The sequence below is a fragment of the Saltatorellus ferox genome (genome assembly GCA_007751475.1).
In the GTDB taxonomy this organism is placed as follows: Bacteria; Planctomycetota; UBA1135; order UBA1135.
Map to the genome: position 1 here is coordinate 511262 of CP036434.1, position 25064 is coordinate 536325.

At 66.5% G+C, this 25064-nt stretch carries 22 protein-coding genes; 6 read left to right on the top strand and 16 right to left on the bottom strand.

Annotated features, from left to right (window positions below; translation table 11 throughout):
* Positions 1-49: 49 nt before the first annotated feature.
* Complete coding sequence (locus Poly30_RS01870; RefSeq protein ID WP_145194325.1) at positions 50-757, bottom strand: response regulator transcription factor; 708 nt, start codon at positions 755-757, stop codon at positions 50-52.
* On the bottom strand, positions 754-2694 hold the full coding sequence (locus Poly30_RS01875) for a sensor histidine kinase (RefSeq protein ID WP_145194326.1): 1941 nt from the start codon (positions 2692-2694) through the stop codon (positions 754-756). The genes Poly30_RS01870 and Poly30_RS01875 overlap by 4 nt, the downstream gene beginning before the upstream one ends.
* A gap of 228 nt (positions 2695-2922) precedes the next feature.
* Here Poly30_RS01875 and Poly30_RS01880 point away from each other — a divergent pair, with 228 nt between their 5' ends.
* The 3 genes from Poly30_RS01880 to Poly30_RS01890 all read left to right on the top strand — a co-directional run bounded on the left by Poly30_RS01880 (position 2923) and on the right by Poly30_RS01890 (position 6046).
* The gene (locus Poly30_RS01880; RefSeq protein WP_145194327.1) at positions 2923-4101 is read left to right on the top strand and encodes a hypothetical protein; all 1179 of its coding nucleotides are present in this window, start codon (positions 2923-2925) and stop codon (positions 4099-4101) included.
* 145 nt (positions 4102-4246) lie between these two features.
* The gene (locus Poly30_RS01885) at positions 4247-5395 is read left to right on the top strand and encodes a hypothetical protein (protein ID WP_145194328.1); all 1149 of its coding nucleotides are present in this window, start codon (positions 4247-4249) and stop codon (positions 5393-5395) included.
* Positions 5396-5572: 177 nt separating this feature from the next.
* Complete coding sequence (locus Poly30_RS01890; protein WP_419190843.1) at positions 5573-6046, top strand: DinB family protein; 474 nt, start codon at positions 5573-5575, stop codon at positions 6044-6046.
* 10 nt (positions 6047-6056) lie between these two features.
* Here the strand turns inward: Poly30_RS01890 and Poly30_RS01895 are convergent, their stop codons facing one another.
* From Poly30_RS01895 to Poly30_RS01925, 8 genes are all read right to left on the bottom strand, one after another.
* Positions 6057-6749, bottom strand: coding sequence for a helix-turn-helix transcriptional regulator (locus Poly30_RS01895; protein ID WP_145194330.1), 693 nt, complete (start codon positions 6747-6749; stop codon positions 6057-6059).
* 40 nt (positions 6750-6789) lie between these two features.
* Positions 6790-8040, bottom strand: coding sequence for a sulfatase-like hydrolase/transferase (locus Poly30_RS01900; RefSeq protein ID WP_145194331.1), 1251 nt, complete (start codon positions 8038-8040; stop codon positions 6790-6792).
* Positions 8041-8166: 126 nt separating this feature from the next.
* Positions 8167-9429: a glycosyltransferase gene (locus Poly30_RS01905; protein WP_145194332.1), complete on the bottom strand. Its 1263-nt coding sequence runs from the start codon at positions 9427-9429 to the stop codon at positions 8167-8169.
* On the bottom strand, positions 9429-10859 hold the full coding sequence (locus tag Poly30_RS01910) for a nucleotide sugar dehydrogenase (RefSeq protein WP_419190844.1): 1431 nt from the start codon (positions 10857-10859) through the stop codon (positions 9429-9431). The genes Poly30_RS01905 and Poly30_RS01910 overlap by 1 nt, the downstream gene beginning before the upstream one ends.
* Positions 10860-10895: 36 nt before the next feature.
* A complete protein-coding gene (locus Poly30_RS01915; RefSeq protein WP_145194334.1) occupies positions 10896-12491 on the bottom strand; it encodes a Y-family DNA polymerase in 1596 nt (531 codons plus the stop codon).
* Complete coding sequence (locus Poly30_RS01920; protein WP_145194335.1) at positions 12403-13515, bottom strand: hypothetical protein; 1113 nt, start codon at positions 13513-13515, stop codon at positions 12403-12405. The genes Poly30_RS01915 and Poly30_RS01920 overlap by 89 nt, the downstream gene beginning before the upstream one ends.
* Positions 13516-13788: 273 nt before the next feature.
* Positions 13789-13926 carry a hypothetical protein gene (locus tag Poly30_RS28045; RefSeq protein ID WP_419190845.1) on the bottom strand — a complete coding sequence of 46 codons (138 nt, stop codon included), beginning with the start codon at positions 13924-13926 and terminating at the stop codon, positions 13789-13791.
* Positions 13927-14035: 109 nt separating this feature from the next.
* Entirely contained in the window at positions 14036-15670 is a 1635-nt protein-coding gene (locus Poly30_RS01925) for a zinc-dependent metalloprotease family protein (protein WP_145194336.1), read from the bottom strand.
* 218 nt (positions 15671-15888) lie between these two features.
* On the opposite strand from Poly30_RS01925, the gene Poly30_RS01930 reads away from it, so the two are divergent.
* A complete protein-coding gene (locus Poly30_RS01930) occupies positions 15889-16140 on the top strand; it encodes a hypothetical protein (RefSeq protein ID WP_145194337.1) in 252 nt (83 codons plus the stop codon).
* On the opposite strand, the gene Poly30_RS01935 is transcribed toward Poly30_RS01930, so the two are convergent.
* Positions 16125-16778 (bottom strand): MCP four helix bundle domain-containing protein, encoded by a 654-nt coding sequence (locus Poly30_RS01935; protein ID WP_419190846.1) that lies wholly within the window; start codon positions 16776-16778, stop codon positions 16125-16127. The genes Poly30_RS01930 and Poly30_RS01935 overlap by 16 nt on opposite strands.
* A 153-nt stretch (positions 16779-16931) precedes the next feature.
* Complete coding sequence (locus Poly30_RS01940) at positions 16932-17309, bottom strand: hypothetical protein (protein WP_145194339.1); 378 nt, start codon at positions 17307-17309, stop codon at positions 16932-16934.
* A 283-nt stretch (positions 17310-17592) separates the two neighbouring features.
* On the opposite strand from Poly30_RS01940, the gene Poly30_RS01945 reads away from it, so the two are divergent.
* Positions 17593-18774 (top strand): IS256 family transposase, encoded by a 1182-nt coding sequence (locus Poly30_RS01945; protein WP_145194340.1) that lies wholly within the window; start codon positions 17593-17595, stop codon positions 18772-18774.
* 161 nt (positions 18775-18935) lie between these two features.
* Here the strand turns inward: Poly30_RS01945 and Poly30_RS01950 are convergent, their stop codons facing one another.
* On the bottom strand, positions 18936-19385 hold the full coding sequence (locus Poly30_RS01950) for a hypothetical protein (RefSeq protein WP_145194341.1): 450 nt from the start codon (positions 19383-19385) through the stop codon (positions 18936-18938).
* A gap of 377 nt (positions 19386-19762) precedes the next feature.
* Between Poly30_RS01950 and Poly30_RS01955 the strand changes: the two genes are divergently transcribed.
* Entirely contained in the window at positions 19763-21340 is a 1578-nt protein-coding gene (locus Poly30_RS01955) for a bifunctional aminoglycoside phosphotransferase/ATP-binding protein (protein ID WP_419190847.1), read from the top strand.
* Here Poly30_RS01955 and Poly30_RS01960 read toward each other — a convergent pair.
* The 3 genes from Poly30_RS01960 to Poly30_RS01970 form a co-directional block, all read right to left on the bottom strand.
* Positions 21320-23152 carry a response regulator gene (locus Poly30_RS01960; protein WP_145194343.1) on the bottom strand — a complete coding sequence of 611 codons (1833 nt, stop codon included), beginning with the start codon at positions 23150-23152 and terminating at the stop codon, positions 21320-21322. The two genes, Poly30_RS01955 and Poly30_RS01960, sit on opposite strands and share 21 nt — an antisense overlap.
* A 7-nt stretch (positions 23153-23159) precedes the next feature.
* Entirely contained in the window at positions 23160-24335 is a 1176-nt protein-coding gene (locus Poly30_RS01965; protein WP_419190848.1) for an FIST signal transduction protein, read from the bottom strand.
* 165 nt (positions 24336-24500) lie between these two features.
* Positions 24501-25019, bottom strand: a complete 519-nt coding sequence (locus Poly30_RS01970) for a YgjV family protein (protein WP_145194345.1) — start codon at positions 25017-25019, stop codon at positions 24501-24503.
* Positions 25020-25064 lie beyond the last annotated feature (45 nt).

Below are 25064 nucleotides of genomic sequence, written 5' to 3' on the forward strand. Positions count from 1 at the left end.
CCTCCACGGCTGGATGTCAACGCGATGTCAACGCGATGCCAATCGGGGCTCAGTCCCGCCGCGTGAAGCGGTAGCCAACCCCGTGCACGGTTTGCAGGTGAACCGGATCGGCCGGGTTCGCCTCGATCTTCTTGCGCAGCTTCAGCACGTGGGTGTCGATGGTGCGCGTGGTCGGCGCTTCGTTCGCGCCCCAGACGTCGGTCAGGATCCGCAGCCGGTCGATCGCTTCCCCTTCGTGCAGCAGGAAGTACCGCAAGAGCTCCAGCTCGCGCCGCGAAAGACCCATGCGCTCCTCGCCGCGCACCACGCAGTACGCGGCAAAGTCCACCTCGACCTGGCCGATCCGTACGCGGCCGCTCGCGTCCTCGATCCCGGGCGCGCCACCCGCGTCGCGGCGCTCCAGCGCTCGGATTCGCAGCAGCAGCTCCCGCATCGAAAACGGCTTCACCACGTAGTCATCGGCCCCGTACTCGAAGCCCTGCACGCGGTCCCACTCTTCTCCCCGGGCCGAGAGAATGATCACGTGCGATGCGAGGCGGTCCTGGCGGATCGCGCGCAGAACGCTGAACCCATCGCGCTTCGGCAGCATCAGGTCCAGCAGAATCAGATCCGGACCCTCTGCCAGGGCGAGCTCCAGCCCGCCCTCGCCGTCGGCAGCCTGCAGGACGTCGAACTCCTCGGAGACGAGCGCATCCACCAGCGCCATCCGGAGCATCTTCTCGTCCTCGATCACGAGGACCCTGCGTGGGCTGGTCATGGGGCTAGTGAGTGCATGGGGAGAGAAACCTGAAAAGCGACGCCCGCGCCGTCGAGGCCGTCATGGACCCCGAGGGTACCGTCCATGGCGTCGACGAGACCGGAGACGATGGCGAGCCCGAGCCCGGTGCCGCCGTGGGGATTCACATCTCGTCGTAGCTGTTCGAAGGCCATGAGCGCGCGCGCGCGATCCCTGGCAGGGATCCCGCAGCCGTCGTCCTCGACGCGCAGCAAGAGCGAATCGTTCTCGGCGGCGAAGCTCACGCGCAGGCGCGTGCCCCCGCTGTGCCGCAGCGCATTCTGAACGAGGTTGCCCGCGATTCGGCGAAGCGCGTCGGCGTCGAGGTTCGCGCTGGGGGGCAGGTCCCTGGCCTCGCCCTCGAAGGCGAAGCCAGCCTGGAGGCCGAGCTCCTCGCTGAAGCCGAGGATATCCCGCGCGAGTTGGGGCAGATTGACCTCCTCTCGCAGCGCCCGCGTCGGCTCCCCGCGCTCGATGCGCGCGAAGTCGAGTACGTCGTCGACGCGCCGGCGCAGGCGCTCGGCCTCGCTGGAGATGCCCGCGGCGTACTCCGCGGTGCGCTCCTGGCCGACGCGTCCGCTTCGAAGGTTCTCCGCCATCAAGAGGATCGACGCGAGCGGCGTGCGCAGGTCATGGGAGATGCCCGCGACGAAGGTGCTGCGCAGCTCGGCGAGCCTGCGCTCCCGCCGCAGCGATCGAGCCGCGACCAGCGCCGCCGCGACGCAGACGATCCCGAGCGCAGCGAGCAACCACGCGCTGATGCGGCGGCGGCGCGCGCCCGCTCGAATCAGGCGCGCGGGATCCACGTGATAGAGCTGAACGCCGGGCACGAGTCCGTCGAGTTCGATCGGCTCCAGCATCGCCGAGCCTTCGCCTGGAGCCTCGCTCTCCAGAGCGATCGAGAACCCCGGGGGCAGCGGGAGCTCCCGCCGAACGAGGTCGGCGAGGTTCGCCTCTTCGACCAGAAACGGCGCTTGGCCCGCGCGGATGGCACCGAGGCCGAGAGGTGTGGCGGTGAACGACCAGCCGGTCTGGCCAGGAGCAGCCTTAACGGGCTCGAGCGCGCGTTCGAGCCCCGCCCCCATGCGCGCGGCCCACGCGGGCGTCGCGCGGAGCGCGTCGCCCATGCCTGGCCACACGGACTCGCAGAGCGCGAGCGTGGCGGCCGTCTCCGGATCCGCTTCGAGGCGCAGGCCGCGGTCCGCGCGAACGATGCGATCGAGTGCCGACGGGCCTCCGATGACGTGGCGCGCTCCCTCGCGTAGAACGTTTTCACGGAGCGCGAGCGCACGGTCTTCGTCGAGATGGCCCGCGGCCAGCCAGCCTGCCAGCAGCCGCACGGGTCTGCCGTCCCGCGACGCGGACCAGTCGACCTCGGCCGTGAGCCGGTCCCACGCGGCGAGCGCCGCTTCGCTTGCGTCTCCTTCGCCAGAGCGTCCCAGCGCGAGGCGCAGTTCGAGCGAGCGGAGCGCGGGCGCGTCGCTGTTCATCGGCCCCGTGGCGAGCGCGTCCGCGAGCACCTCCCGCGCCTCACTCTCTTCGCCTTCCCGCGCGAGCCTCTCCGCCTCGCGAAAGAGCGCCACGAAGGCGCGCGGGTCCTCCGCCGAATCGGCAAGGACGGGCTGGCGCGCGGGTGGTTCGGCCGCTCCTTCCAGGGCGCGCTCCTGGATCGACTCGACGGCACCGCTGGAGAACGCCCGAAAGTGCTCGCTGTTTCGCAGGGCCTGCCACTGCCGTTCCAGGTCTCCGGCGACCAGTCGCGCGGTGCTCGCGACCTCCGCCTCGGCGAGCTCGTCCGGCGCGTGACCGACGAGCCATCCCGCCCAGCCGAGCGCCACGGCGACGGTGACGCTCGAACCGATCAGGATCGCCTCCTGAACGCGCTTCTTCCTTCGACGCGATGGTCCTGCCGTTTCCACCTTGGGACGCTACGACCGAACCGTTCATGGCCTGTCAACGCGATGTCAATTCGGAGGCTGCGCTCTCCCAATGGCTCGCCTGCGAGGCCATTCGGGTAATGGCGCGCGGAGGAAATCCATCCCCAGGAATGGGTGATCTATGCAAGGATATCGGGGTGCGACGATCGATCCCAGGTCACTGGCTCCACGCATCGTCGCCGGTTCTCCGTCCAACTCAAATTCCTGCTCATGAAAATGCTTCGCCTCTCGCTTCTCGCTTCCGTCCTGATGACCGCGGCTGCCGCGCAGGTCACGCCCATCGCCACCGAGTCCTTCGACTACCCCGTCCCCGGAGGATTCAACGGAATGGGCGGCGGCACCGGTTGGAGCAACAACTGGTACGTCTCCGGCGGCACGAACATGGAACTCGCCATGTTCGACAACACGACGACGCCGATGTTCCCGCTCGCAGACGCGATCGGCGGTCACGCCGGCCAGGTCGTTCCGTTCGGCGAGTCCTACCGTCGCTTCGATCTCGCTGCGCACCCTGACCTGATCGAGCCCGTCACGGGTCGCTTCGGTGCCGACAACACGACGGTCTGGGTTTCCTTCAGCGCCATGGCCTACGCGGGACTGCCGGCGGATCACTTCGGCGGCATCTCCTTCTGGCACGCCGGCGGTGGAGAGGTCATGTTCATGGGCGCCACCTGGAACTCGAATCAGTGGGGGATCGCCGGCAACGGCGGCCCCGACATCACCGTTGCCGGAACGGACGACACCGTGGCGGCTCGCCTCGTCTACCGCGTCGACTTCCTTCCGGGAGCCGAGCGCGTGCGTCTCTACGTCAACCCGGCGACGCCGTATCCGACCGGCGCTCCCGCTCTCGACGAGATGACGAACGACCTCACGTTCGACGAGATCCGGATGGCCTCGGGTGGCAACAACGGCGACCTCTTCTTCTTCGACAATATCGAGTTTGCGAAGGGGGAGCCGATCGGTAGCCCCGGTACCAACTACTGCATGGCGAACGTGAACTCCACGGGATCGTCCGCCGTGATCAGCGCGATGGGGTCCACCTCGGCCGCGAACAACAACATGATGGTGATGGCCAGCTCGCTGCCCGCCACGTCGTTCGGCTTCTTCATCGTCAGCCAGACCCAGGGCTTCGTGATGAACCCCGGCGGTAGCTCCGGCAACCTCTGCCTCTCCGGCGCCATTGGCCGCTACGTCGGCCCGGGCCAGATTCAGAACAGCGGGACGTCCGGCACCATCGGCCTGACCCTCGACCTGACGAACACGCCCCAGCCGAACGGCGCGGTTTCGATCCTCCCGGGTCAGACCTGGAACTACCAGGCCTGGTTCCGGGACACGAGCGCGACCGGCCCGACCTCGAACTTCACCGACGGCCTCCAGATCGACTACCTCTGATGCGATTCAGAGCGGCTGCGTGACGAACGCGGCTCGAGACGAGGGCGGTGGATCCAACACGGGTCTGCCGCCCGTTTTCGTGGGTGACCCGGAAATTCCTTCCGACCCCTCAAGTCGGTGACTGTCCCACGTCGATGGGACACTCATGCAGTCCCCGAGCCCATCCCTCCAAGGTCACCACGTCCCCGGAGCCACCGAGGCAGAATACCGCGAAACCGGTGGAGGTCGGCCTTCGATCACCTCGCGGATCTTTCGCTACGGCCGCCGATTCGCGGCCGTCGTCGTGTTGCTTCTGGCGACCCTGTACCTCGGGTTGCTGGCGATGCGCTGGACGAAACCAGAGCCGCTCTTCGAGGATCCCACCGCCTACCTGGACGCCTCGAACTGCAGCGTCAGCCCGGACGGCCAGACCGCGTATCTGTTCCTGCAGCACCCCGCGAGGCTCATGCACCGCGACTCCATTTGGGCGGTGAACCTGGCCACTCTCGAGCGTGAACTTCTGCCAGATGCCGCCCTGAAACGGCACCCACTCGTCCCCTGCGGCATCGGGTGCTTCGCGTCCGTCGTCTCCATGGACGGAACGAAGATGCTCGGTGCGCTTCAGATCGCAGACTCCGCTGACTTCTTCAGCCTCGATCTCGCGACGGGGGCCGTGGCCAAGAGCGACCCGGAGGAGTTTCAGTCGGAGGCGAACCACGGTGGCTGGCGGTTCGAGCGCGTTCGGCCTCTTTCGGGCAATGGCGGCGGAATCCTCCGTGCCTCTCGATCGAACGATGACCTCGCGGAGCCCTTCATGCTGGACACTCACCGGGACCCTGCCGTCGCGGCCGCGGACCCGATGCAGGTCTTCTACATCGCTTCGGATGGAACGGTGCATCACCACGACGCCAGGACAGGCGCGGACGCGCCGCTCGGTCTTGTCGCCGAGGGTGGCCACGGACTCCGGGTCTCGCCGGATGCTCGCTGGCTGGCGCTCGGCGTCGCCCGCGGTCGCGCGCAGCTCTTCGAGGTCGCGACCGGTCGCTCCCGGGTCTTCGAGCACTCGATCCACTCGCTGGCCCCAGGCGATCGGCCCGTGATTCATACGGGCGGCATCGGAAGCCGTAGTCGCTGGACCCTGAGCGGGATCGAAGACGACGTCGAGCTGGTGACGGAAGCACCTGTGGGGCAGCTTCGACCGGTGGCCGGAGGACGTTTCCTCGGCCTCGACAACCGAACGGAGGCAGCCTATCTCTTCGGTTCGGAGGGCAAGGTGGTCGCGACACTCCGCGAGCCATCGGACCAGAGAGACTGAAGGCCTGATCGACGGACTCGCTCAGCGGACGCGGAGAAGAGATCGCCGAGATTCCAGAGGGCTCCTGACACCACGCTGTCAGGAGCCCTCTTCCATACTCCACGCCGTTGATTCGCCAGGTGGCGATCCGCTTTCCCGTCCCTTCCCATGCTCACTGGCCCCATCCTCACTGGCCCCATGATCCAAGCACAGCTACTCGGCACCCTTCAGTCCAGCCAGGAATACTTCGAGCGCTCCAGCAGCGCCCTCACGGAGGAACACTCCAAGTTCGCCCCGGCCGACGGCATGTTCACGGCAGCCCAGGTGGTGGCGCATGTGGCGCTGACCATCGACTGGTTCGTGGAGGGCGCGTTCGACCGTGCCGACGGATTCGATATGAATTTCGAGGCCCACGACGCGGCAGCGCGATCCTTTACCTCGCTCGAGAAGGCCAGGGCCGCACTCGCGACCTCCTACGAAGCAGTGAAAGCCAGAATCTCGAGCCTCTCGGACGCAGAACTCATGGCTCCCATCCCCGACGGACCCGTGATGGGCGGCCTTCCCCGTATGTCGATCGTCTCAGGCATCCAGGACCACACGGCGCATCACCGCGGCGCGCTCTCCGTCTATGCGAGGCTCGTCGGCACGGTCCCGCCCATGCCGTACATGTAGCGGCGAGCGATCAGAAATCCGGTTCGCTGCACTGCCGCAGGGTCGTCAAGTACGTGCAGAGATCGCGCGGCGGCGCATCGACGAAGGTCTCGCTGCTGATCTCGAGGCCGTGGATGCGATCCGGTCGGAACGAGCGGAAGTCCTCACGAAGTTCGCACCAGCCCATCAGAAGCCAGGTCGTCCCGAAGAACGCCATGCCCAGGGGCCGTACGCGCCGCCGGGTGGGTGCTCCATCGGCGTCGACGTAGTCGAGGTCGGCGTACCTGAAGTCTCGAATCGCGTGTCGCAAGACCGCGAGGTCGAACTTCAGGGGCGGGTACGAGCGCATGTTGTGCGCCAGTAGCGGCGTTCCTTCGACGTAGGGACGCCGATGATCGGGGAGCGCCGCCTCCACCTTGCGCAGCGCGCGCCGCGCTGAGGCGGCGAGCTCTGCGTCTCCGAACGACTCCACGATCCGCATGCCGAAGACGAGCGCTTCGATCTCGTCCCGGTCGAAGACGAGCGGCGGGAGGTCGAAGTGATCGAGCGCGTAGCCGACGCCTGCTTCTCCTTCGATCGGCACGCCCGAGGCCATCAGGTCCTGGATGTCCCGGTAGATCGTTCTCTCGCTGACCTCCAGCTCCCGGGCGAGTTCGGCAGCGGTGGTGGTCGAGCGTCCACGGAGAAGCTGGATGATCTCGAAGAGGCGGTCGGCTCGGCGCATCGTGCCGCCGAGTCTACTCCCTTGCCGCGATCGTTGCCCCTCAGGGAAACGTCGGCATCATGCCCAGCAAGCGGTTCTTGATCGCGCTGGTCGCGGGGCCCGGTTGAGACACCAAGAGGTCGTCGTTCTCGAACGGGTCGACGGAGAGATCGTAGAGCTCATGGCCGCCGCTCGTCACTCGCTCGATGAGCTTCCAGCGCTTCGTGCGCAGCGCGCGAAAGTTCTGGCCCGTCGTACCAGGGAAGGGAAACTTGTGAACGTAGAGCGTGTCCCGAACGCCGGGACTCGCCGGATCGGCCAGGAGCGGCGCGAAGTCGATGGAATCCTCGGCGCCCAGCCCGATCGGGGGAAGGCCGCTGAGGGTTCGGATCGTGGCGAAGTAGTCCGTCACGTGCACGAGTTCGTCGCATTCCGCGCCCCGCGCGACACCTGGACCCGCGACGATCATTGGAACGCGGAGCCCTCCTTCGAAGACAGAGCCCTTGACCTTTCCTGCCTCGAAGGGAAAGGCCACGGTCTCTCCGGGGGAGCCGTTGTCACCTACCAGGAAGACGTAGGTCGTGCTGAGGTCGACGTGGGCGAGCACGCGTCCGACGATCGTGTCGATCGACTCGGTCATCGCCTGGTGCTGGATGACCGCCGACGTCGAGTTCCCCTGGCCGTGCAGGATGGAGGGCGGCGTGTGAAAAGGCGCGTGGGCGAACTTCGGGCAGTAGTAGACGAAGAACGGCTCCGTCACACGATCGAGCACGGCGATCGTCTGCGCCGCGAGTTCCGTCGGGTAGTATCCGGTCCGTGGCGTGACGGTGCCGTTGAGGTTCCAGTCCCAGGAGAAGTAGTCGTTCGGACCGAGGAAGCCGCAGACCGCGTCGAAGCCGCTGTCGATCGGATGGGTTGCCGGATCGCCGCTGTCGAGCAGGTGCCACTTGCCCAGCGCGATGCTCGTGTGCTCGGGCAAAGCCTCGGGAATCGTCACCTCGCTCAAAGCCAGCGGCGTGTAGACGCCGTCGCCGCCGAGGATGACCGAGCCGATGCCGGTGCGATCCGAGTGCCGTCCCGTGAGGAGTGCGGCCCGCGTGGGGCTACAGGACTGGTACGACCATGCGTTACGAAACAGCACGCCCTGCGCTGCGAGCGCGTCCATGTTGGGCGTGGGCTGGCAGTTCGGCTGGTCACCGTAGGCCTGGACCTTGTCCCGCCCGACGTCGTCGAGCAGGATGATCAGGAAGTTGGGCGGCGTGCTCGCGCCAGCCTGGGCGGCCGCGGCGGCGAGAAGGGCGGTGAACCACATGGGACCTCGGGGAAGAAGAGAGCCTGATCGTTCAGGGGCTCATCAACGTACTCCGGGGCGCCGCATTCGTCATCGGCCAGGCCTGTCCATTGGCCGAAACCGGGATTCTTCCTTCAGGGAGCCGCTTCAGCTGGCACGGGCCGAAGCGCCGGCGGGGCCCTTGCCCATGGCCTTCAGGCAGATCTCTTCGAACACCTCGGCCACCTTCTTCGACGAGAAGCGGTCGACGACGACCTGGCGTGCGGCGGCGCGGATCCGCTCGCGCTTCTCGCCATCGCGCAGGAGATCGATGCAGGCGTCGGCGAACGCGTCGGCCGTGTCCGCCATCAGGCAGTGGGCCCCGTCGTCGATCGGCAGGCCTTCGACGCCCAGGGTCGTCGAGATGAGCGGGGAGCCCAGCGCCATCGCCTCGTAGGCCTTCAGGCGCGTGCCGCCGCCGATGCGCAGCGGGATGATCGAGAGGTCGCCGCCGTGGATGTGCGGCCGCACGTCGTCGACGAAGCCGGTGAAGTTCCAGTTCGCGTTCGCGCGCTTGGCGGCCTGGACGAGCCCTTCGTCGGGATTGCGGCCGATGACCTTGAGGCTCGCGCCCGGGCAGGCCGCGGCGATCTTCGGCCACGACTCGGCGAGGAACCACTCGAGCCCCTCGATGTTCGGGAGCCAGTTCATCGAGCCGGTGAAGACGAGCTCTGGCGTCTTGTCCGTGAGGTCGCCCTCGCGCGCGGTTTTCGCGGGCGAGTGGAACTCGATGTCCACGCCGGTGGGGATCGTCGCCGTGTGGGGGATGCCGAAGTTCTGGTTGAACTGTTCGGCGTCGCGGTCGGAAACGGCGATGACCGCGTCGAAGCGCTTGAGCGTCTCGGCCTCGAAGCGATGCATCTTGCGCGCCTGGCTCTTCCAGACCGTCCGCATCCAGGGCTTGTCAGCGCGCTCGGCCTGGCGCTTGTAGATCTCGGCCTCGACGTTGTGGGTGAAGACGATGCTCGGCATCCCGAACGCCTCGGGGCAGAGCATCGCGGTGTGCACGAAGTCCACGACCACCACGTCCGGTTTCTGCTCGAGCGCCTTGCGGATCGCGGCGCGAGCGTTCGGCGAATCGTCCGTCGCTACCGAGATCGGCAGCGAGGAAGCCACGGCCGCGAGGCGGCGAAGGCTCGAGCGCTTCGAGTCGTCCTTCCAGAAGATCGCCTCGTCGGCGGCGCGCACGAGTTCGTCACGGTGGACCTCGGTGCCCTCCGGGGGCTCTGGCTGGAGGAGCGTGACGTGGAACCGGCCGCCGAGCATCCCGCGCAGAATATCGGCCGTGCGAATCCGGCCCCCGCTGATCGTGGGGAACAGGAACCAGGGCGCGATGAAGAGAAGCCTGGGGCGATCGTCCGAAGCGGTCATTACCAGCTGAGACCTTCGTAGTTCGCGCCTTCGATGCGCCGGAGCGCGTCGATGCCGCTGACGTCGACGATCGGTCGGCCGTCGTGGTGTTTCTTGATGAGGTCGAGCGCGGCCGCCGGCGCGTGGGCCACGACGATCGTCTTGGCGCCCTCGAGGACCTTGACGGGGTCGTTGACGAGCAGCTCGTCGAGGTGCGGGATCTCCTTCTCGATGAACTCGCGGTTGGCGCCGAGGATGCGGCCCATCTCGAGGGCCTCGTCGTAGATCACGACCTCGTAGCCCTTGCCGAGCAGGCGCTCGGCGAGGTCGACGTGGGGCGACTCGCGCAGGTCGTCGGTGCCCGGCTTGAAGGCGAGCCCGAAGAGCGCGACGCGGCCGCGGCCGTGCTTGGCCACGAGGTCGAAGGCGCGCTGCTTCTGGCTCAGGTTGCTGGCCATCACGTTCTCGATCATCGGCATCGAGATGTTGCGGATGCCTGCGAGCGCCATGAACGCGCGGATTTCCTTGGGCAGGCACGATCCGCCGAACGCGCCGCCGGGGCGCAGGTACGCGGGGGAGATGTTGAGGCTGCGGTCCTCGCAGAAGAGCTTCAGCGCCTCGCGCGAGTCGACGCCCATGTCCTTCAGGAGCGAGCCCGCTTCGTTGGCGAAGACGATCTTGACGGCGTGGAACGCGTTGGAGAGGAACTTGACCGACTCGGCGGCGCGGCAGCTCGTGGCGTGGAACGCGGCGTCGACGCCGTCGTAGATGCGGCGCACCTCCTCGGCGCCGCCGGGGCTCGCGCTCCCGGCGAGCGTGAAGGGCGGTGAGTAGAAGTCGCTGACCGCCGTGCCCTCGCGGAGGAACTCGGGGTTGAACGCGAGTTCCAGCCCGTCGCCGAGCTTACGGCCGCTCGCCTTCTCCAGCGCGGGTCCGACGCGGTCCTCGGTGACACCCGGGATCACGGTGCTGCGAAGTACGAGGGTGTGCGGCGTGTCCTTCTTGGCGATGGCCTCGCCGATCTCCTTGACGACGGCGTCGACCGCGCCGAGCGAAAGCTCACCCGCGGCGTTGCTCGGCGTTCCCACGCAGACGATGCTGAGGTCCGTGCGCTGCACCGCGTCGTGGGCGTTGCTGGTCGCGTGGACCCGGCCCTCGGCGTGGGCCTTGGCGATCCGCTCGGCGACCCCGGCCTCGATGACGGGCGACTTCCCCTGGGAGATGGACTCCAGCTTGGCCGGGTTCAGGTCGACCCCGACGATTTCGTGGCCGAGCTCGGCGAGGCACGCCGAGGAGACGGCTCCGACGTAACCCATTCCAAAAATGGAGATCTTCAAAGGTCTGCTGCTGGTTCTGGCGGTTGCGGTGGTCGCGTGGAGGAGGCGCTGGGGCCCTACCGAGTCTCTCCCATCGGCGTTTTGGCCGTAAGTCTGGACCAAGACAGGGAGCAACGCCGCCGATTCCCGGTAGGAAAACTTTACGGACGTTCATGTCCACTCACCGTGGATGAACGCGCGGCCATGCTTGGGCTCGCGGAACGTCCACAGGGAGCGTCCGCAGCTCGTCTCCAGGCGGAAATAGTCGCGCACCGTGTGAGGTGAACCGTCGGGCCAGGCCGGTGAGTCATCCCACCAGGGGCGGGCGATGCGCTCGGGGCCGCGCGCGCGGCGGACGCGGTAGGCGATGCCGCGCCAGCGGATTCGCTGGGGCGCTCCGTGCATGTCCTCGAGGTCGAAGGTGGCGGGCTCGGGCGGATCGAAGAGCTTGGAGGGCCGTGGGGCCCCTCGGTGTGCGGCTGAGGTCTGGAGCGGTTTCCTCGGCGGCTCCTGGGGCTCGCCCGGGCGCTTGAGCGTGAAGGCGCGCTCCGGAAGGTGGGTCGCTTCCTCGTGGGGGACGACGACGGCGGGCAGGCCGAGGCGCGCCGCGAGGATGTCGATGAGTTCGCCGATGTGCTTGTCCAGCACGAGCCGGTGCGGGCCAAGCCGGTGCGGGCCAAGACGGTGCGGGCCAAGACGGTGCGGGCCAGAACGGCGCGCGCCTCCGGCGTCCTCGGCGTCGACGCCGAACGCGCTCGACTGGCGCGTGGGCAGCCGGCCCGTGCGAACGGCGACGAAGCGCATGCTCTCGATGCCGAAGCCCAGGTGGACGTGATCGACCTTGGGCTTCAGCATGGTCCACAGATGCTTCGGGTCCGCGCTGGGTCTCGCCAGCGCGATCGGCACGTGGCGAGCGGGCAGGTCCGAGGGCTTCAGGACGAGCTTGCCCTCCAGAAGTCCGCGCCGTGCGCGCGCGAGATCGGCGCTGAGTTCGTACACGAGGGTCTCCGCCGTCTGCACCACGGCGGCGAGCTGCTTCACCGGTCCTTCGAAGATTCGCTCCGTCACGGGAGGCGTTTCGTACACCAGCGGGGTGACCGTCTCGAACGCGCGTCCGAGCGCCTGGTCGAGCCGCAGCCCGAGGTCCGCGCCGAAGCGCGCCGCGACCCGATCGCGATCGAGTTCCATGAGCTGCTGGATCCGCTCGACGCCGAGCTCGCGCAGCGCATCACCGAGCGCGGGGTCCGGCAGGCGTAGCGCTTCGATCGGCAGGTCCGCGAGGGCGGCGCCTTCCTCTCCCGATTCGACGATCGCGCGCGGCGTCTGGCCGAAGCGTGACACGGCCCACGCCGTTCCGATCGTATCGGCCACCGCGATGCGCGCGCCGAGTCCGAAGCGATGCATGCCGCCGAGGATCGCGCGGCAGAGATCGTTCTCGTCGCCGAAGAGGCGCTCGGTGCCTGCCACGTCGAGGAAGAGACCCTCGGGTGGATCCAGCGCGACTACCGGGGAGAAGCGCGTCATCAGCCACATACCGACGGCGTGGAGCGCGCGCAGGTCGCGCTCTTCGCTGAGTTCCTCGACCCACGGATCCCCCGATTTGGCGCGAACGCGCGGGTCGATCAGCGCCTGGGCTTCGGCGAGCGACAGGCCCACGCGCACGCCGCGGCGCGCGGCTTCATTGCAGCGTGCCGCGATGGAGGCGCGCCCGCCGCTCGTTCGTGTCAGGAGAAGGCACGACGTCTTCGGGGCATGGGGCTGACGCATCGCGCGCTGGCGCCGACGCTGGGAGAGGTCGATCGAAAAGGAACGCAGGTGGAGTGCTAGGACGCGCCGCATGGCTGTGCATGTACCGTTGGATTCCGGGTAGGTTCCTCCTCCTTCCCATGGCTTCCCTATCTTCGAGTCTGTCTTCGGGCCCATTCCCCGATCCGGTTCCGCGAAGTGTGTGCAGCGGAATGTCCGGGGCAGAGATGACCCTTTGCGCGCCCTTGGCGCGGATCAGCGCGAGCCTCCAGCGGGGGCTCGCGCGCGACATCTCTTCGTCGGGTACGGCCTCCCGGGTGACCATCCAGCGCGTGGTCGCCGCCGAGATCTCGCGCACCTCTTCGGGTGGCCGCGCGAGGAGCACGAGCGCGCCAGCGGAGGCCGCGGCGAGCTGGAGCCTGCGCGTCGCGGCCATCGGCAGCCCCGAACCGTCGGCGATGACGGCGGTGACGCCAGGGCAGCGCAGGGTGGTGTCGATGGCCCAGAGCCGTTCGCTGACCTCGCCTCTGGAGCGCTTCTCGCCGGTGGTGGTGGCGACGAAGAGCGAGCGCGTAAGGAGGTCGGGCCCGGTGGCTCTATCCTGCTCCCCATCCACCAGCGTGATCGAAGCCTCGAGCTGCGGCCGGTAGCCCGGCTCGCCCACGAGATCGACGCCCACCGGATGGGAGAGAGCGCGCGGGTAGGGCCAGACGCTTCGCCCGATCCAGACGACGTGGTCCGGTGCACCACGATCGGCGGCGTCACGGGCCGCCTGGCGCGCGAGATGGGTGAGGAGGAAGAGGGGCGGCGACCAGGCGGAGCCCTTCTCGGAAGCCCCGCCCGGCTGACCCACGCCGAACCATTCATGGACGGCGCCCCGCACGAGGCCACCACTGGAGGAGGGGAGTTCTTCTGCGGCCCGATCTCCCCCGGCGGCGCCTTGGCTGACGAGGGCATCCCACTCCTTTCCCTCTGAAGCGCGCAGCACGGCGTCCACCGCCGACCATCCGGTCGGTACGGTTCGGGGGCGGTGCGCGGCGGTCATGCGCCGAGGGTAGGTTTTTGTTCGGGTCCTGGCTACCCGGATTCGGGGCCCCATCTCCTGGTCCTCCGGAAATCGCGATTCCCGTCATCGGAGAGGGTCGGGGTAGCGGAGCCAGCGGCCCGAGGCGCGCGTCCTGCCCGGCGAAGACCATGAAGTGCCCCCGAGCCCAAGCTCCCTACCTCGCCCGGCTCCAGCAGGGGAAACCGTTCCTGCGTCGTCTCGCCGCCGCGCTCCTACGCGAGTCTGGCCGTTGCCCCGGTCGCCGGAGCGACCTCAATCACCGGTCGCGGTCAGGCCGAGGGCGCAGGAGAGCATGGTCTCGACGCTCGGCGAGAGTTCCCCCTCGAACGAAGCGCGGGAACTGCGGGTCGCCGGGTCGCTCGACGCCGCCGGGAGGCTTGAGATCGTCAAGGTCCATTCAACGCCCGAACCGCAGTCCGTAGCAGTAGTTTCGCCCAAGGTTCGGCAACGCAGCTGAAGCGCGAAGGGGGCCGAAGAAATGGCGCGAACTTTTGGATCACTAGTCTCCAATCCTCACCACGCCAGCCTGGGGATTGAAGGCCTCCAGGACCACGAAGTGGCTGATGATCATCGGGAATACGTCGTCCGGGGCAGAGGCTGTCGTCCCGCTGAAGATCTTGACTCGAAGTGGCGATCCGGTCGCGTTGAGCGTTTGCGTCAGCGAGGAGAACGGGAAGTCCGAGGTTCCGTTCTCTCCGCACGTCATCCCGCAGTCGCGAAACTGCACCCAGAGGAAACCACTGTCGGACACGTCGAGGCAGGCCTGCCTGGCGTTGCGATGGTCGATGACTCGACCGGCGTTGCAGGGCCCGAACTCGACCAGACTCATGTTCTGGCAGCCGTTGATGGTCGAGCACATCAGAAGGCAGGGCATGGCATTGATGCACGTATTCGACGTAGAACTATCGTTGTCGCAGTGCCTTCCGTTCCAGAGATGGCCGAGTTCGTGGCCGACGAACTGAGCCTGGCTCAGATCATTGCTGGTCCCCTCGGAAAAGCAGAACGCGGCGCTTCGGTTGCACACGACGCCAATCGCGTAGGCTCTTCCGATCAGCGAAAAATCCATGGCCCCCGTGCTGCCTGGACGCCAGGTGTTGAGTCCCGTCATATGAAGGACGAGGTCGTAGAGCGCGTCTGACTGGTTGTTGGTCCACTCCGCCCGCTGCTCGTTGTTGATCGCGCTGCCCTCGGCGGACGTATAAGGGTCTGTGCTAGCGTCCGTTCTGACGATGAGACGCGTGACCACGTGCGCGATGCTCACGTCTTGCTCATAGGCCAGATTGATGTTGTTGACGATGATCGCGATCTCGTCCCGGGTTCGAGACACGCTGTTCATGTTGAACTGGAAGTACTCAAAATCCGAGTCTACGCCCAGTTCGGCCACGTACATCGCGCTGCTCGTAGCGCCGAGTGTGTTGCCACTTCCGGGCGGAACCACGCCAGGACGTCCAGTCCGCGGGGCGATACCCCTCTGAGCTTCCCGCGGATCTTGTCGAAGATCCGCGAGAGTCGGTTGCTGGCAGGAGGTGGATGGGTGACGAACGTCGGAGACCTCGTAGTAGACGCTCAATCCATCATCGAAACCGCTCGGTTCGATCGCCGCCGCGGGCTCACCTGGACGATGCAGCACGGCACGGAACCCCGCGTCCGTGAAGCCTACGCTCACGCGCGAACCGGGTATCTCGAGGATACGGCCACGGTACGTGCGAGATGGCGCGAGGACGGAAGCGTTGCGCTCGCCATGGCCGCCCATGACGATGAGTTGTGCGTCCGGACTCCAGACCGAGCGGCGCTCCAGGGCGAGGGTCCACGTATGCTCCGCCGTTTCGACCAGCATGGAAAACGAATCCGGGTCATCCTCCGGAGCCTCCACGGCGACCAGCTCGAACGAGTCGAGGCCTGCAAGTCGCGCCATCGACCTGGCGGCTTCCTGCGGGTTCGAAACGCCTGACTTGGGAAGGACTGCCGAAGCGTGCGCGGGGTCTGCCTGGGCTCTTGCCGGAATCCAAGAACCGGCTGCAGACGGACAATTCAGGCCGTAAGCGATGCCCATCGATGATGCGGCAGGCAGCGAGACGGCGAGGAAGAGCGTCGAGATCGCGCGGGCGCTTCGATGAAAGAGGTGTTGTCTCATTTTGCGGTTCTCGATCTCAATGAAGGTTCACGAGAACGAGGCCCTCACCTGACGCGAGTGGCGACGTGAAGGACCATGGAAATGGGGGAAGACGGAGGAGTTTCGAAAGGGGACGTTTCTGTACGCCAGAAGGCCCTGCAACCTCTGGACGGCCCCATGACCGCGTCTCGCGGCGGCTACTCCTTCCCCATCATCGATTCGCGAGGTTCCCGTGATTCTTGCTCGCTGGTCCTCTCAAGCCGGAGGAGGATGAAATCGCCACCGCTCTCGCCGAAGCCGTTCCGCCTCTCTTCGCAGCGCTCGGTAGCCTGCGATACGGCCAGGTCACGGTCCTCGACGGCCGCGCGTCGGCCGCCTCCGTGATCGAAACGTCGTTCCACTCCAGGTGGCTAGACTCGTTCGATGGCCCCTATGGAGTCCAGCAGCCTGGGGACTCGACCAGGTGGGGCCTCGCTCAGCGCCGGGGGTAGAAGATGACGATGAGTGACGCCAGCACGATCAGCGAGAGTAGACCGATCTCGATGCTTGAGACGAGGGCCATTCGCCCAATGGCCTTATCACCGATCCCCACCTGCCGCCGCCCTTCCTTCATCTGGATGCTGGATAGCTCTTTGAGGTCGGCCTGCAGTTCATTCACAAGTCCTGCGAGCTTGGAATCCTTGGTGTAGCCCAGTGTGGCATTGCTTGCGACGTCGAGCTCATCTTCCAGCGCCTGGAGAGCCTCGACTTTTTTCTTGAACCGCGCCAGCGTGCTCTCTTCCACCTTCGTGAGGTAGGTCTGCTCGAATCGCACGATGGCCGAATCGATGGCGTCGTCGATCCCGATGTCCCGGCTGGCGAAGTAGTCCGTGTCGGACGTCACATACGCGAGTTCTTTTTCGTGCAGGTGAGAAGCGAGATCCAGTATGAGGCTCTTGACCAGGAGGCGATCCTCGTAGATCGACTCCGTGGAGGCTTGAACCTTCTTCGATTCGATCACCTTGCTCTGGCTGGTGGCGAGAACCATGCCGAAAGCCATCAGGAGCAAGAAGAGCCACTTGACCTTGGAAGCAGTATTCAAGTTGTTTGGTTGGTTGGCTAGTGAGCGGGCCGCGGGTAGTTGCTCCATGGTGCCCGCTGAGGACCGGACGGTCCAGGATCGCATGGATCATGTACCCCATGGACCTGTGTGGCGGTACCGCCACAAGGTTCGGTACCGCCATTCATCTGGGCGGCGATCTCCTTGTGGCGGGCCTCCTTGATCCGGCTCAACCGCGGGCGATCAGTTGTCCATGGCATCCATGACGGGACCAAGGACCGCAGCGATCTCAGGGTCCTTCATGAGACGCCTCATCTCGTTCATCATGCCCGTGGTGATCTCGTTCATCTCCTTGTTGCCCTCTGCCTTCTTGGTCAGAGCTTCCTGCTCTTCCTTGGGGAGTGCCTCCACCTTGGTCTGGATCGCCTTCATCTGGGCGGCGATCTCCTTGAGCTTGGGTGCCGCGGCCTCCGCAGCTTCCTTGCTGTCGATGCCCTTGAGAGTCTCAACGAACTGGGACGTGGTGGCGGTCATCTCGCCGGTGAGAGAGTCGGAGCCGCCGCATGAAGCGGAGACGAGGAGGCAGAGAGTCGCAACGGCGACGGGGAGGAGCTGTTTCATGGCGGGGAGTGTGACTTCTCAGCCCCTGTGCGGGGTCAGATTCCCCGCTGATCTGGCCCCGCAGATCTGGCTCTGCTCAGCTCAGGGGAGTCCGCGCCCGCGCCGGGTCAGGGGGTGTATCACTTGTTCTGTAATTTCGGCTTCGGCTCGACTGACCATCTGAACCTGCAAGGCGCGTGAGGGATCGGCCCTCACCCCTGAGGGGCCGATTCGTCACGTGCCGGTTGCGTGGGAGGCCATCGTTGGCTTTCGTGGTGTTAACCACAACCCCACTCGACCAACGATGCCTCACCACGAAGCCGACGCTAACAAGATCTCCCTCGTCCTGGAACTTCTGACTGAGCACGGTTTCGACCGTCTCGCTGAGGCGATCCAGATCCTGCTCAACGAAGCCATGCTGATCGAACGTTCCGACTACCTGAACGCCGCGCCGTACGAACGCGCAGAGTCCAGGCGCGGGTACGCGAACGGGTTCAAGCCCAAGCGCGTCGCGTCTCGTGTCGGCGAGCTCGAGCTGCGCATCCCGCAGGTTCGGGAAGCCGCCGAGGGCGGAGAGCGCTTCTATCCGAACGCCCTCGAGCGAGGAGAACGTGGCGAGAGGGCTCTCAAGCTCGCGATCGCAGAAATGTACATCAACGGCGTCTCGACACGCCGCGTTCAGAGGGTCACTGAGGAGCTCTGCGGGCTCAAGATCACATCTTCTCAAGTCTCACGCGCGACTCAGCTCCTCGACGAAGAGATCTCCTCGTGGAGGAGTCGCCCCATCGGCGCCTGTCCCTACCTCGTGCTCGATGCACGCTACGAGAAGGTGAGGATCGGCGGCTCCGTGGTCACGGCGGCTGTTCTCGTCGCCATGGCGGTACGAGAGGACGGGAAGCGATCGATCGTCGGCGTCAGCGTTGCCACCTCCGAAGCTGAGGTCCACTGGCGGGAGTTCCTGCAGTCGCTCGTCCTCCGTGGACTGCATGGTGTGCGCCTCTTCACCAGTGACGACCACCCCGGCATCAAGGCCGCTCTCGCATCCGTCTTCCCTGGCGTTGCCTGGCAACGATGCCAGTGCCACATGCAGCGCAACGCGCAGTCCTACGTCTCCAAGATCGTCATGAAGAAGGACGTGGCGGAGGACCTCCGCTCCATCTTCAACGCGCCGACGATGGCCGACGCCGAGCAGATCATCAAGACGGTCGTTGTCAAGTACCAGGACTCGGAGCCCAGGGTCGCCGCGTGGATCGAAGAAAACATCCACGAGGGACTCGCTGTCCTCCAATCTCCCGCCAGCCATCGTCGACGCCTCCGGACGTCGAACGCGGTCGAGAGGCTCAACAAAGAGATCAAGAGGCGAACGCGAGTCGCTGGCCTCTTCCCGAACGAAGCCGCGCTGTTGCGGCTCGTCACTGCCCTGGCCATGGAGGTCTCCGAAGATTGGGAGGCCGGCCGTCAATACCTCACCATGGAGCAAGCCTGATCTTCCTCGCGGACGAAATTACAGAAGAAGAGTTGCTCTATCCCGGGTCAGGCTCGATTCCCTGGCGGTACCGCCAGGTTCGGTACCGCCAAGAGCGTGAGGATAGGGAGAATGATGAGGTGGACGGTTGATGCAGTGAAACAGCTCTATCGCGGTCTACCTCAGTCGTTGGCTTGAATCAAGCGAAGGTCGCAGCCGAGCACGCCTGCGACCTTCGCGGGGAAGCCTTGGGGCATGGGGCGGCAAGGGTCCGCGATCGCCAGCGTTGCTCTCGCGAAGCCCATGGGGAAGTCGTAGTCCAGATCGTGCAGCGTTGTGCCGTGATCGCAGCACGGAGTCGTCCAGCCGAGGTCTTGGAACCTGTCGCCGTCGTAGGCGGCGTCCATCGCGGTAGACCATGCGGCCTGGAGATCAGCACCGCACTCTGGGCAGCGAATGTGATCGAGGTTGCCGCCGCAGTCCACCAGCTGAATCCCGTCCGCGACCTTGAACGTCACGTCGCGAGTTCCAGGAAAAGTCGATCGGGCAAGGGCGATCGCCTGCATCCGCAACGAAAGTCCGGGGACCAGGGCCGGCTGTTCAGGAATCAATCGGATCTCGTAGGAGCTCATCAGTCGAAGGGAGTGGGGCGGCGATGAGGTGTCCAAAGCGCGCCGGCACGGTTTCGCGGCGCCGCACCGAGCCTTACCTTACCCGGTCGGGTTCGGTACCGGCGCAGGGCTCCGGGTCAGGCAAGCTTGGATCGAAACGCACGAACTCGAGAATCGCCCTTCGAAGGATGAGCCCGGCAGAGGCCTGCGTCGCCTGTTTCGTCTGCTCGTGGTCGCGGTTCTCGTGGACGCGTTCGCTGACTCGTACGTTCCATGACGTCGATCGGGCGCTCGGTCCGATGGCCCAGCCGGCTTCTTCGGCGGGAAACCTGGCTGGAAGCGCAGCGCGGTCGTCGCGGAAGCTCCGGTGGCGCGCGGCGCGTGCTACGGTGCACGACGTGAACACCGACGAACTACTGAAGGGACTCCGTGAACCCGGCTGCTATCCAGGTGACGCGGAAACGGTCGAGATCATCCAAACGCATCTCTCCATCGTGTGCCTGGCAGGGGACCGCGTCTACAAGCTGAAGAAGGCCATCACGCTGCCCTTCGTCGACTTCGCGCCGCTCAAGGCGCGGCGGAAGGCATGCCGGGACGAGGTGCGGCTCAATCGGCGGCTTTGCCCTCAGATGTACCTCGGAACCTCTGCGGTGCGCATGGAAGACGGGCAGCTCCAAATCGCAGAGCTCGGGGACGATGAAGGGCCGGGCGATCTCGACGTGGCAGTGGTCATGGCGCGGCTGCCCCAGGGCCGGATGCTGGACGAGCTCGCGGCGGCGGGGACCGTCACCGACGACGAGATCCGTGAACTCGCGCGGGTCGTGGCAGCGTTTCACCGAGACGCTGACGGCGGCGCGGAGGTTCGCGAACTCGGCGCGCCCGACAAGCTCATCGGCTTCGCCGACGCCAACTTCGAGGAGCTGCAGGAGATCGCCGATCACGGCCTGCCCCAGGAGCTTCTCGCCGAACTGCGGGGCGCGAGCGGACGTGCCTTCGCCCGGATCTTGCCGGAGCTTCGGGAGCGCGCCGCCAGCGGGCGCGTCGTCGACGGGCACGGGGACCTACATACGCGCAACGTTTGCATGACCGACCCCGCCACGATCTACGACTGTATCGAGTTCGAACCGGCCTTTCGCTGCGGCGACGTGGTCACCGAAGTCGCGTTCCTGGCGATGGACCTGCGCCACCGCGGCGCCGCCGAGCTGGCGCGCACCTTCGTGGATGCGTACGTGGACCACAGCGGAGACGCTCGCCTCCCGGTGCTCCTGCCGCAGCTCTGCAGCTACCGGGCAATGATCCGCGGCAAGGTGGCCGCGCTCACGGCGACCGAGAAGGAGGTGTCCGATGGCGTTCGCGAGGCGGCCCGTCGTTCCGCGCGTCGCCACCTGATCCTGGCGTGCACGTGCACGATCGAGAGTCAGGGTCCATGGTGGCTTCTGGTCTCCGGACCTCCAGCGAGCGGCAAGAGCAGCCTCTGTCGAGAGCTGCGCGACGTGAGCCAGTGGCCCCACCTGGCGACGGACGTGGTTCGCAAGGGGCTTGCGGGTCTCGAGCCCACCGAGCACGCGTCTGCCGAGCATTACAGCGCTGCGTTCTCCGAGCAGACCTACGGAGAGCTGCTGCGCCTCGCTGCGGCGTCGACCGAGAGCGGCAGGCCGTGCGTCCTTCTCGACGGCAACTTCCCGACGCCCGAGCACCGCGCGCGCGCCGCCGATGCGGCGCGCTCTGCGGGCGCGAGGCTGGCGATCCTCCACGTGGACATCGACGCCGAGACGGCTGCCCGGCGCGCGCGAGATCGGCGGCAGGAGCCCGGAAACGTCAGCGATGCGGACCCGTCGATTGCCCGGACGCTTCACGCGAGCTACCTACCACCGACGCCTGGCGAGGTCGACGAACTCCTGGAGTTCGATGGCACGAAGGCCGTCTCGGTCCTTTGCGAAGCCGCTCTGGCCGGGCTACTCGCTAGGACCGACTGAGGATTCAGGCAGCCGCAGCGCTTCCTGGATCGCGTCGCGGAGCGTTTCCACCTGGATCGGTTTGACGAGGAAGGCGTTCATCCCGCTGTCGAGGGCCTGCGCCCTTTCCTCGGGCGTGGCGTTGGCCGTCAAGGCCAGGATGGGCACCCGTGCGATCTCGCCCAGGTCGAGGCGAATCCGCCGCGTGGCCTCGAGGCCATCCATCTTCGGCATCTGGATGTCCATCAGGACGACGTCCGGAGCGTCCGAGAGCGCGCGTGCTACGGCCTCCACTCCGTCGACGGCCTCGATGACCTCGTGTCCCATCCGTGTGAGCAGGCGCGCCACGATGCGCCGATTGACGGTGTTGTCCTCGACCAGAAGAACTCGACCATGTCGCGGCGCTGACGCGCGCGGTGGGCCCGTCGCTGCTGACGACGGTGCCGCTTCCATGCCAGCGCTCGCCGGGAGGACCAGCCGAAAGTCAGAACCACGGCCCGGCTCGCTCTGCAGCCTCAGCTCCCCACCCATGAGCGTCGCCAGGGAGCGCGCGATCGCCAGCCCGAGTCCGGCGCCCTCGAACTTCCTCGCGTTGGACGTGTCCGCCTGTTCGAAGGCCGAGAAAACTCGCTCCTGAACTTCGACCGGGATCCCCGGACCGCTGTCGGACACGAGAATCGAGGGGGCTCCCGCCATCTCCTCGAACGTGATCTGGATTCCACCGGAATCCGTGTACGTGACGGCGTTGTCGACGAGGATCTCGAGGACCCGCGCGACGTGCACCCGGTCGCCGCGCCACAGCGCGCGGGCGGGCAGGCGGCAAGTCACGTCGAAGCGCAGGCCGCGGGCACTGGCGCGGCTTGCGAAGGCCGAGACGACGCCCGCGCGCAGTTCGTCGACCAGGAACGGCTGGAGTTCGGCCGAAACCTCGCCCGACTCGAGGCGAGAGTAGTCGAGCACGTCCGACACGATGCCGAGGACGTCCTGGCCAGCTGTTCTGACGGTGGCGATGAGGTCATTCTCGTTCTCGTCGCAGTGCTGCGAGAGGAGTTCGGCCGCCCCGAGGATGCTGGTGAGCGGCGTTCGGAGCTCGTGGCTCATGACCGCCAGGAACCGGCTCTTCGCATCGCTCGATGCCTGGGCCCTGCGGGAAGCCTCCGCCAGGGATTCGTTCGCCGTCGCGAGTTCGTTCGTGCGCTCGCGGACATGGTCCTCCAGCGTCTCGTGCGACGCTTCCAGCTCCGCCCTGGCGAGTTCCAGCGACGCGGCCATCTTCTCGATCGTCTGCTGCTTTCCGTAGGACTCTGCGAGGGCAGCCTCGAGCCTTGCTCGCGTGCCTTCGAGCTCGCTACGTCGACGCGCTGCCTCCACTCTTTCGACGTGCTGCGCCGCGGCAGCGACGAGGTAATAGGCAGCCGACGATAGCCGAGCCAGCGTCGGAAGACAGACGGTGGGCGGCGGTGCCACGAGCGCCAGCATTCCCGCGCGCTCCTCACCGTGGAACAGCGGAAAGAGCAGGACTGTCGTTCCGGAGACGTCAGCGCTCACCGGGACCGAGGTCGCCGACCACGCCTCTTCCAGTGCCTCGGCCATCCGTCGGCGCGCGGAACCGCTGATAGCCGGAGGGACTGCGCTGAGCGCGTAGCACGCGTTCACGGTGCGATCCCACATGTAGAGGGCCGCGCCCGATGGATGGCACGAGAGCTGGCACGAACCTTCCACCTCATCGATGAGTTCTTGCGCGAGTTCGCGGATGTCCCCTGTGCCAGCGATCAGGTCGAGCGCGAGCCTGGTGACGTCCCGCTGACCGGGGCTCTTGGATCCAGAGGCCAAAGCGCTCTCACTCCGGGATCAGGCAAACGACGGAGGCCGCGCTCTGGCGGCCCGTGAACGAGGCTCCGATCCTCGCGATCTGACCGAACGCCGCGCAGCCACCGATTCGTGCGGTGCCCATTTTCTCGGCGGCGCGCGCGATCGTCGAAGAGAAGCTGTCGCCGAGCTGAAGGCGTGTCGCGACGCACCCGATGAGGAGTGCCCCCGCGTACGAACAGGAAGGATCTTCCTCGGAGGCGCGCTCGATCGCTTCCTCGGTGCAGGCGAGCACGTGGTCGAGGTCGCTCCGCATGATGTAGACCACGGCGCCCGTCGGCACGTCGGTCGAGCAGATCAGCGTGCCATCTTCCTCGACGGCCAGCGGAACCCGTAGCTTCGTATTGTCGCCATCCTCGATGCCGATGATGTTCTGCATCAGGAAGATCGTTTCGTCCGACGTGTCCAGGCCCTGCTCGACGGCGTAGTCCGCGTAGAGTTCCCGTGCGGGAATGCCGTTGATTTCGTGGAGCAGGTTGCCGGTCGATGCGGTCACGCGGAAAGGGCCGGCGGCCTTGTCCCAACCGTGGCTCATGCCTACGCCGAAGGGCTTCTCGGACAGGATCTCGACGCAGACGAAGGCACCGGAGAGGACTCGTTCTCCGTGGAAGACACTGGTCCTCTCGAAACGAACCTGATCCGCGGCGGCGCCGCCGAACAGCTGGTACTGCATGCCGGTGATCGCGATGAGTTCGTCGACCAGATCCTCCGCCTTGCCAGCGAGACCGTCGACGAAGAGCATGAGCGTCCGGCCGCGCCATCCGGGGCGAGCGGCCTCATCCGAGCGCGCCTTGAATCCGGCGGTCGCGCGGTCGACGCTGCCCTGGATGTCATCCACGTAGGAGTCACCCACGCCGATCCGGATCTCCATGCGGTCCGAAGCGATCAGGCTGAGGGAAACACCCCCTAGCCCGCACTTGTTATCGGTGAATTCGCCCGAGCTGGAGCAGCCGACGAGCGGGACATCCCCCAGCTCCGCGCGAATGGAGCGCAGCACCACCTCCATATCGGGGCCCTCCGAGAGGAAGGCCACGGCGAGGGAAGGGACGTGCTCGCCGAGGTGCATCCGGGCTTCCAGTACCGCCGTCCGGCCTCTCTTGTCCGCCGTCATCCCTTCGATCAGGGCACTGCCCATCTTGGTCGTCATCGCTTGCTGCTCCGGTCGGAAAATACTTCGATGATCGCCGCAGGCGCCCGTGCGAAGCAGCGGCATCGACGAGGCCTATCGAGGGTGAGTGCCAGGTGTCTTGAGGGGAACCCCTTCGATCCACTGGGGCTCCCTCCGATTCCCATGGTGGGGTCTCGAATGCGGTCACGTCACCCTCACGGCGAGGCGGCGCGCCGCCACGAAGTCCAGGCGGAGCATCCATGCGCTCGTGAGGAGCGTGCAAGTATCTGCGATCAGCCCGGGCACGGAGCCCACCGTCCAGTTGTGCAGCATCCAGCAGGGGACCGCGAGCGCCAGGAACGCGCGGAACCGAATAGCGGTCAGCTGATAGCGGCCGAGGCTGATCAGCGCGAAGCCGACGGCCGCAAAGACCGAGGCGGCTCCGGACCAGGTCGCGGCCAGCGCGACCGCGATCAGCGGGAGCGTCGCCAGGTAGGCCCTCCGGAAGCCTGGCCGGGCGCCGAGCGGAATCGCGATCAGCGCCTGCGCGAACGCCAGCGCGTTCATGGCCGCCCCGGTCGTCGCGCCCTCCAGAATGTAGTGGACGCCGAAGAACAAGGCGACCCCTGACTGCGCGAGCAGCATGTGCGTGCGCGTGCGGAACAGGGGCCAGGCGACCGCGAGAGCCGCGCCCATCAGGCCGATGGCGAAAGGAAGAGTCAAGCGAAGGGCGCTTCGAACAGGGAGCGCGTGGGGGCCGAACGATTC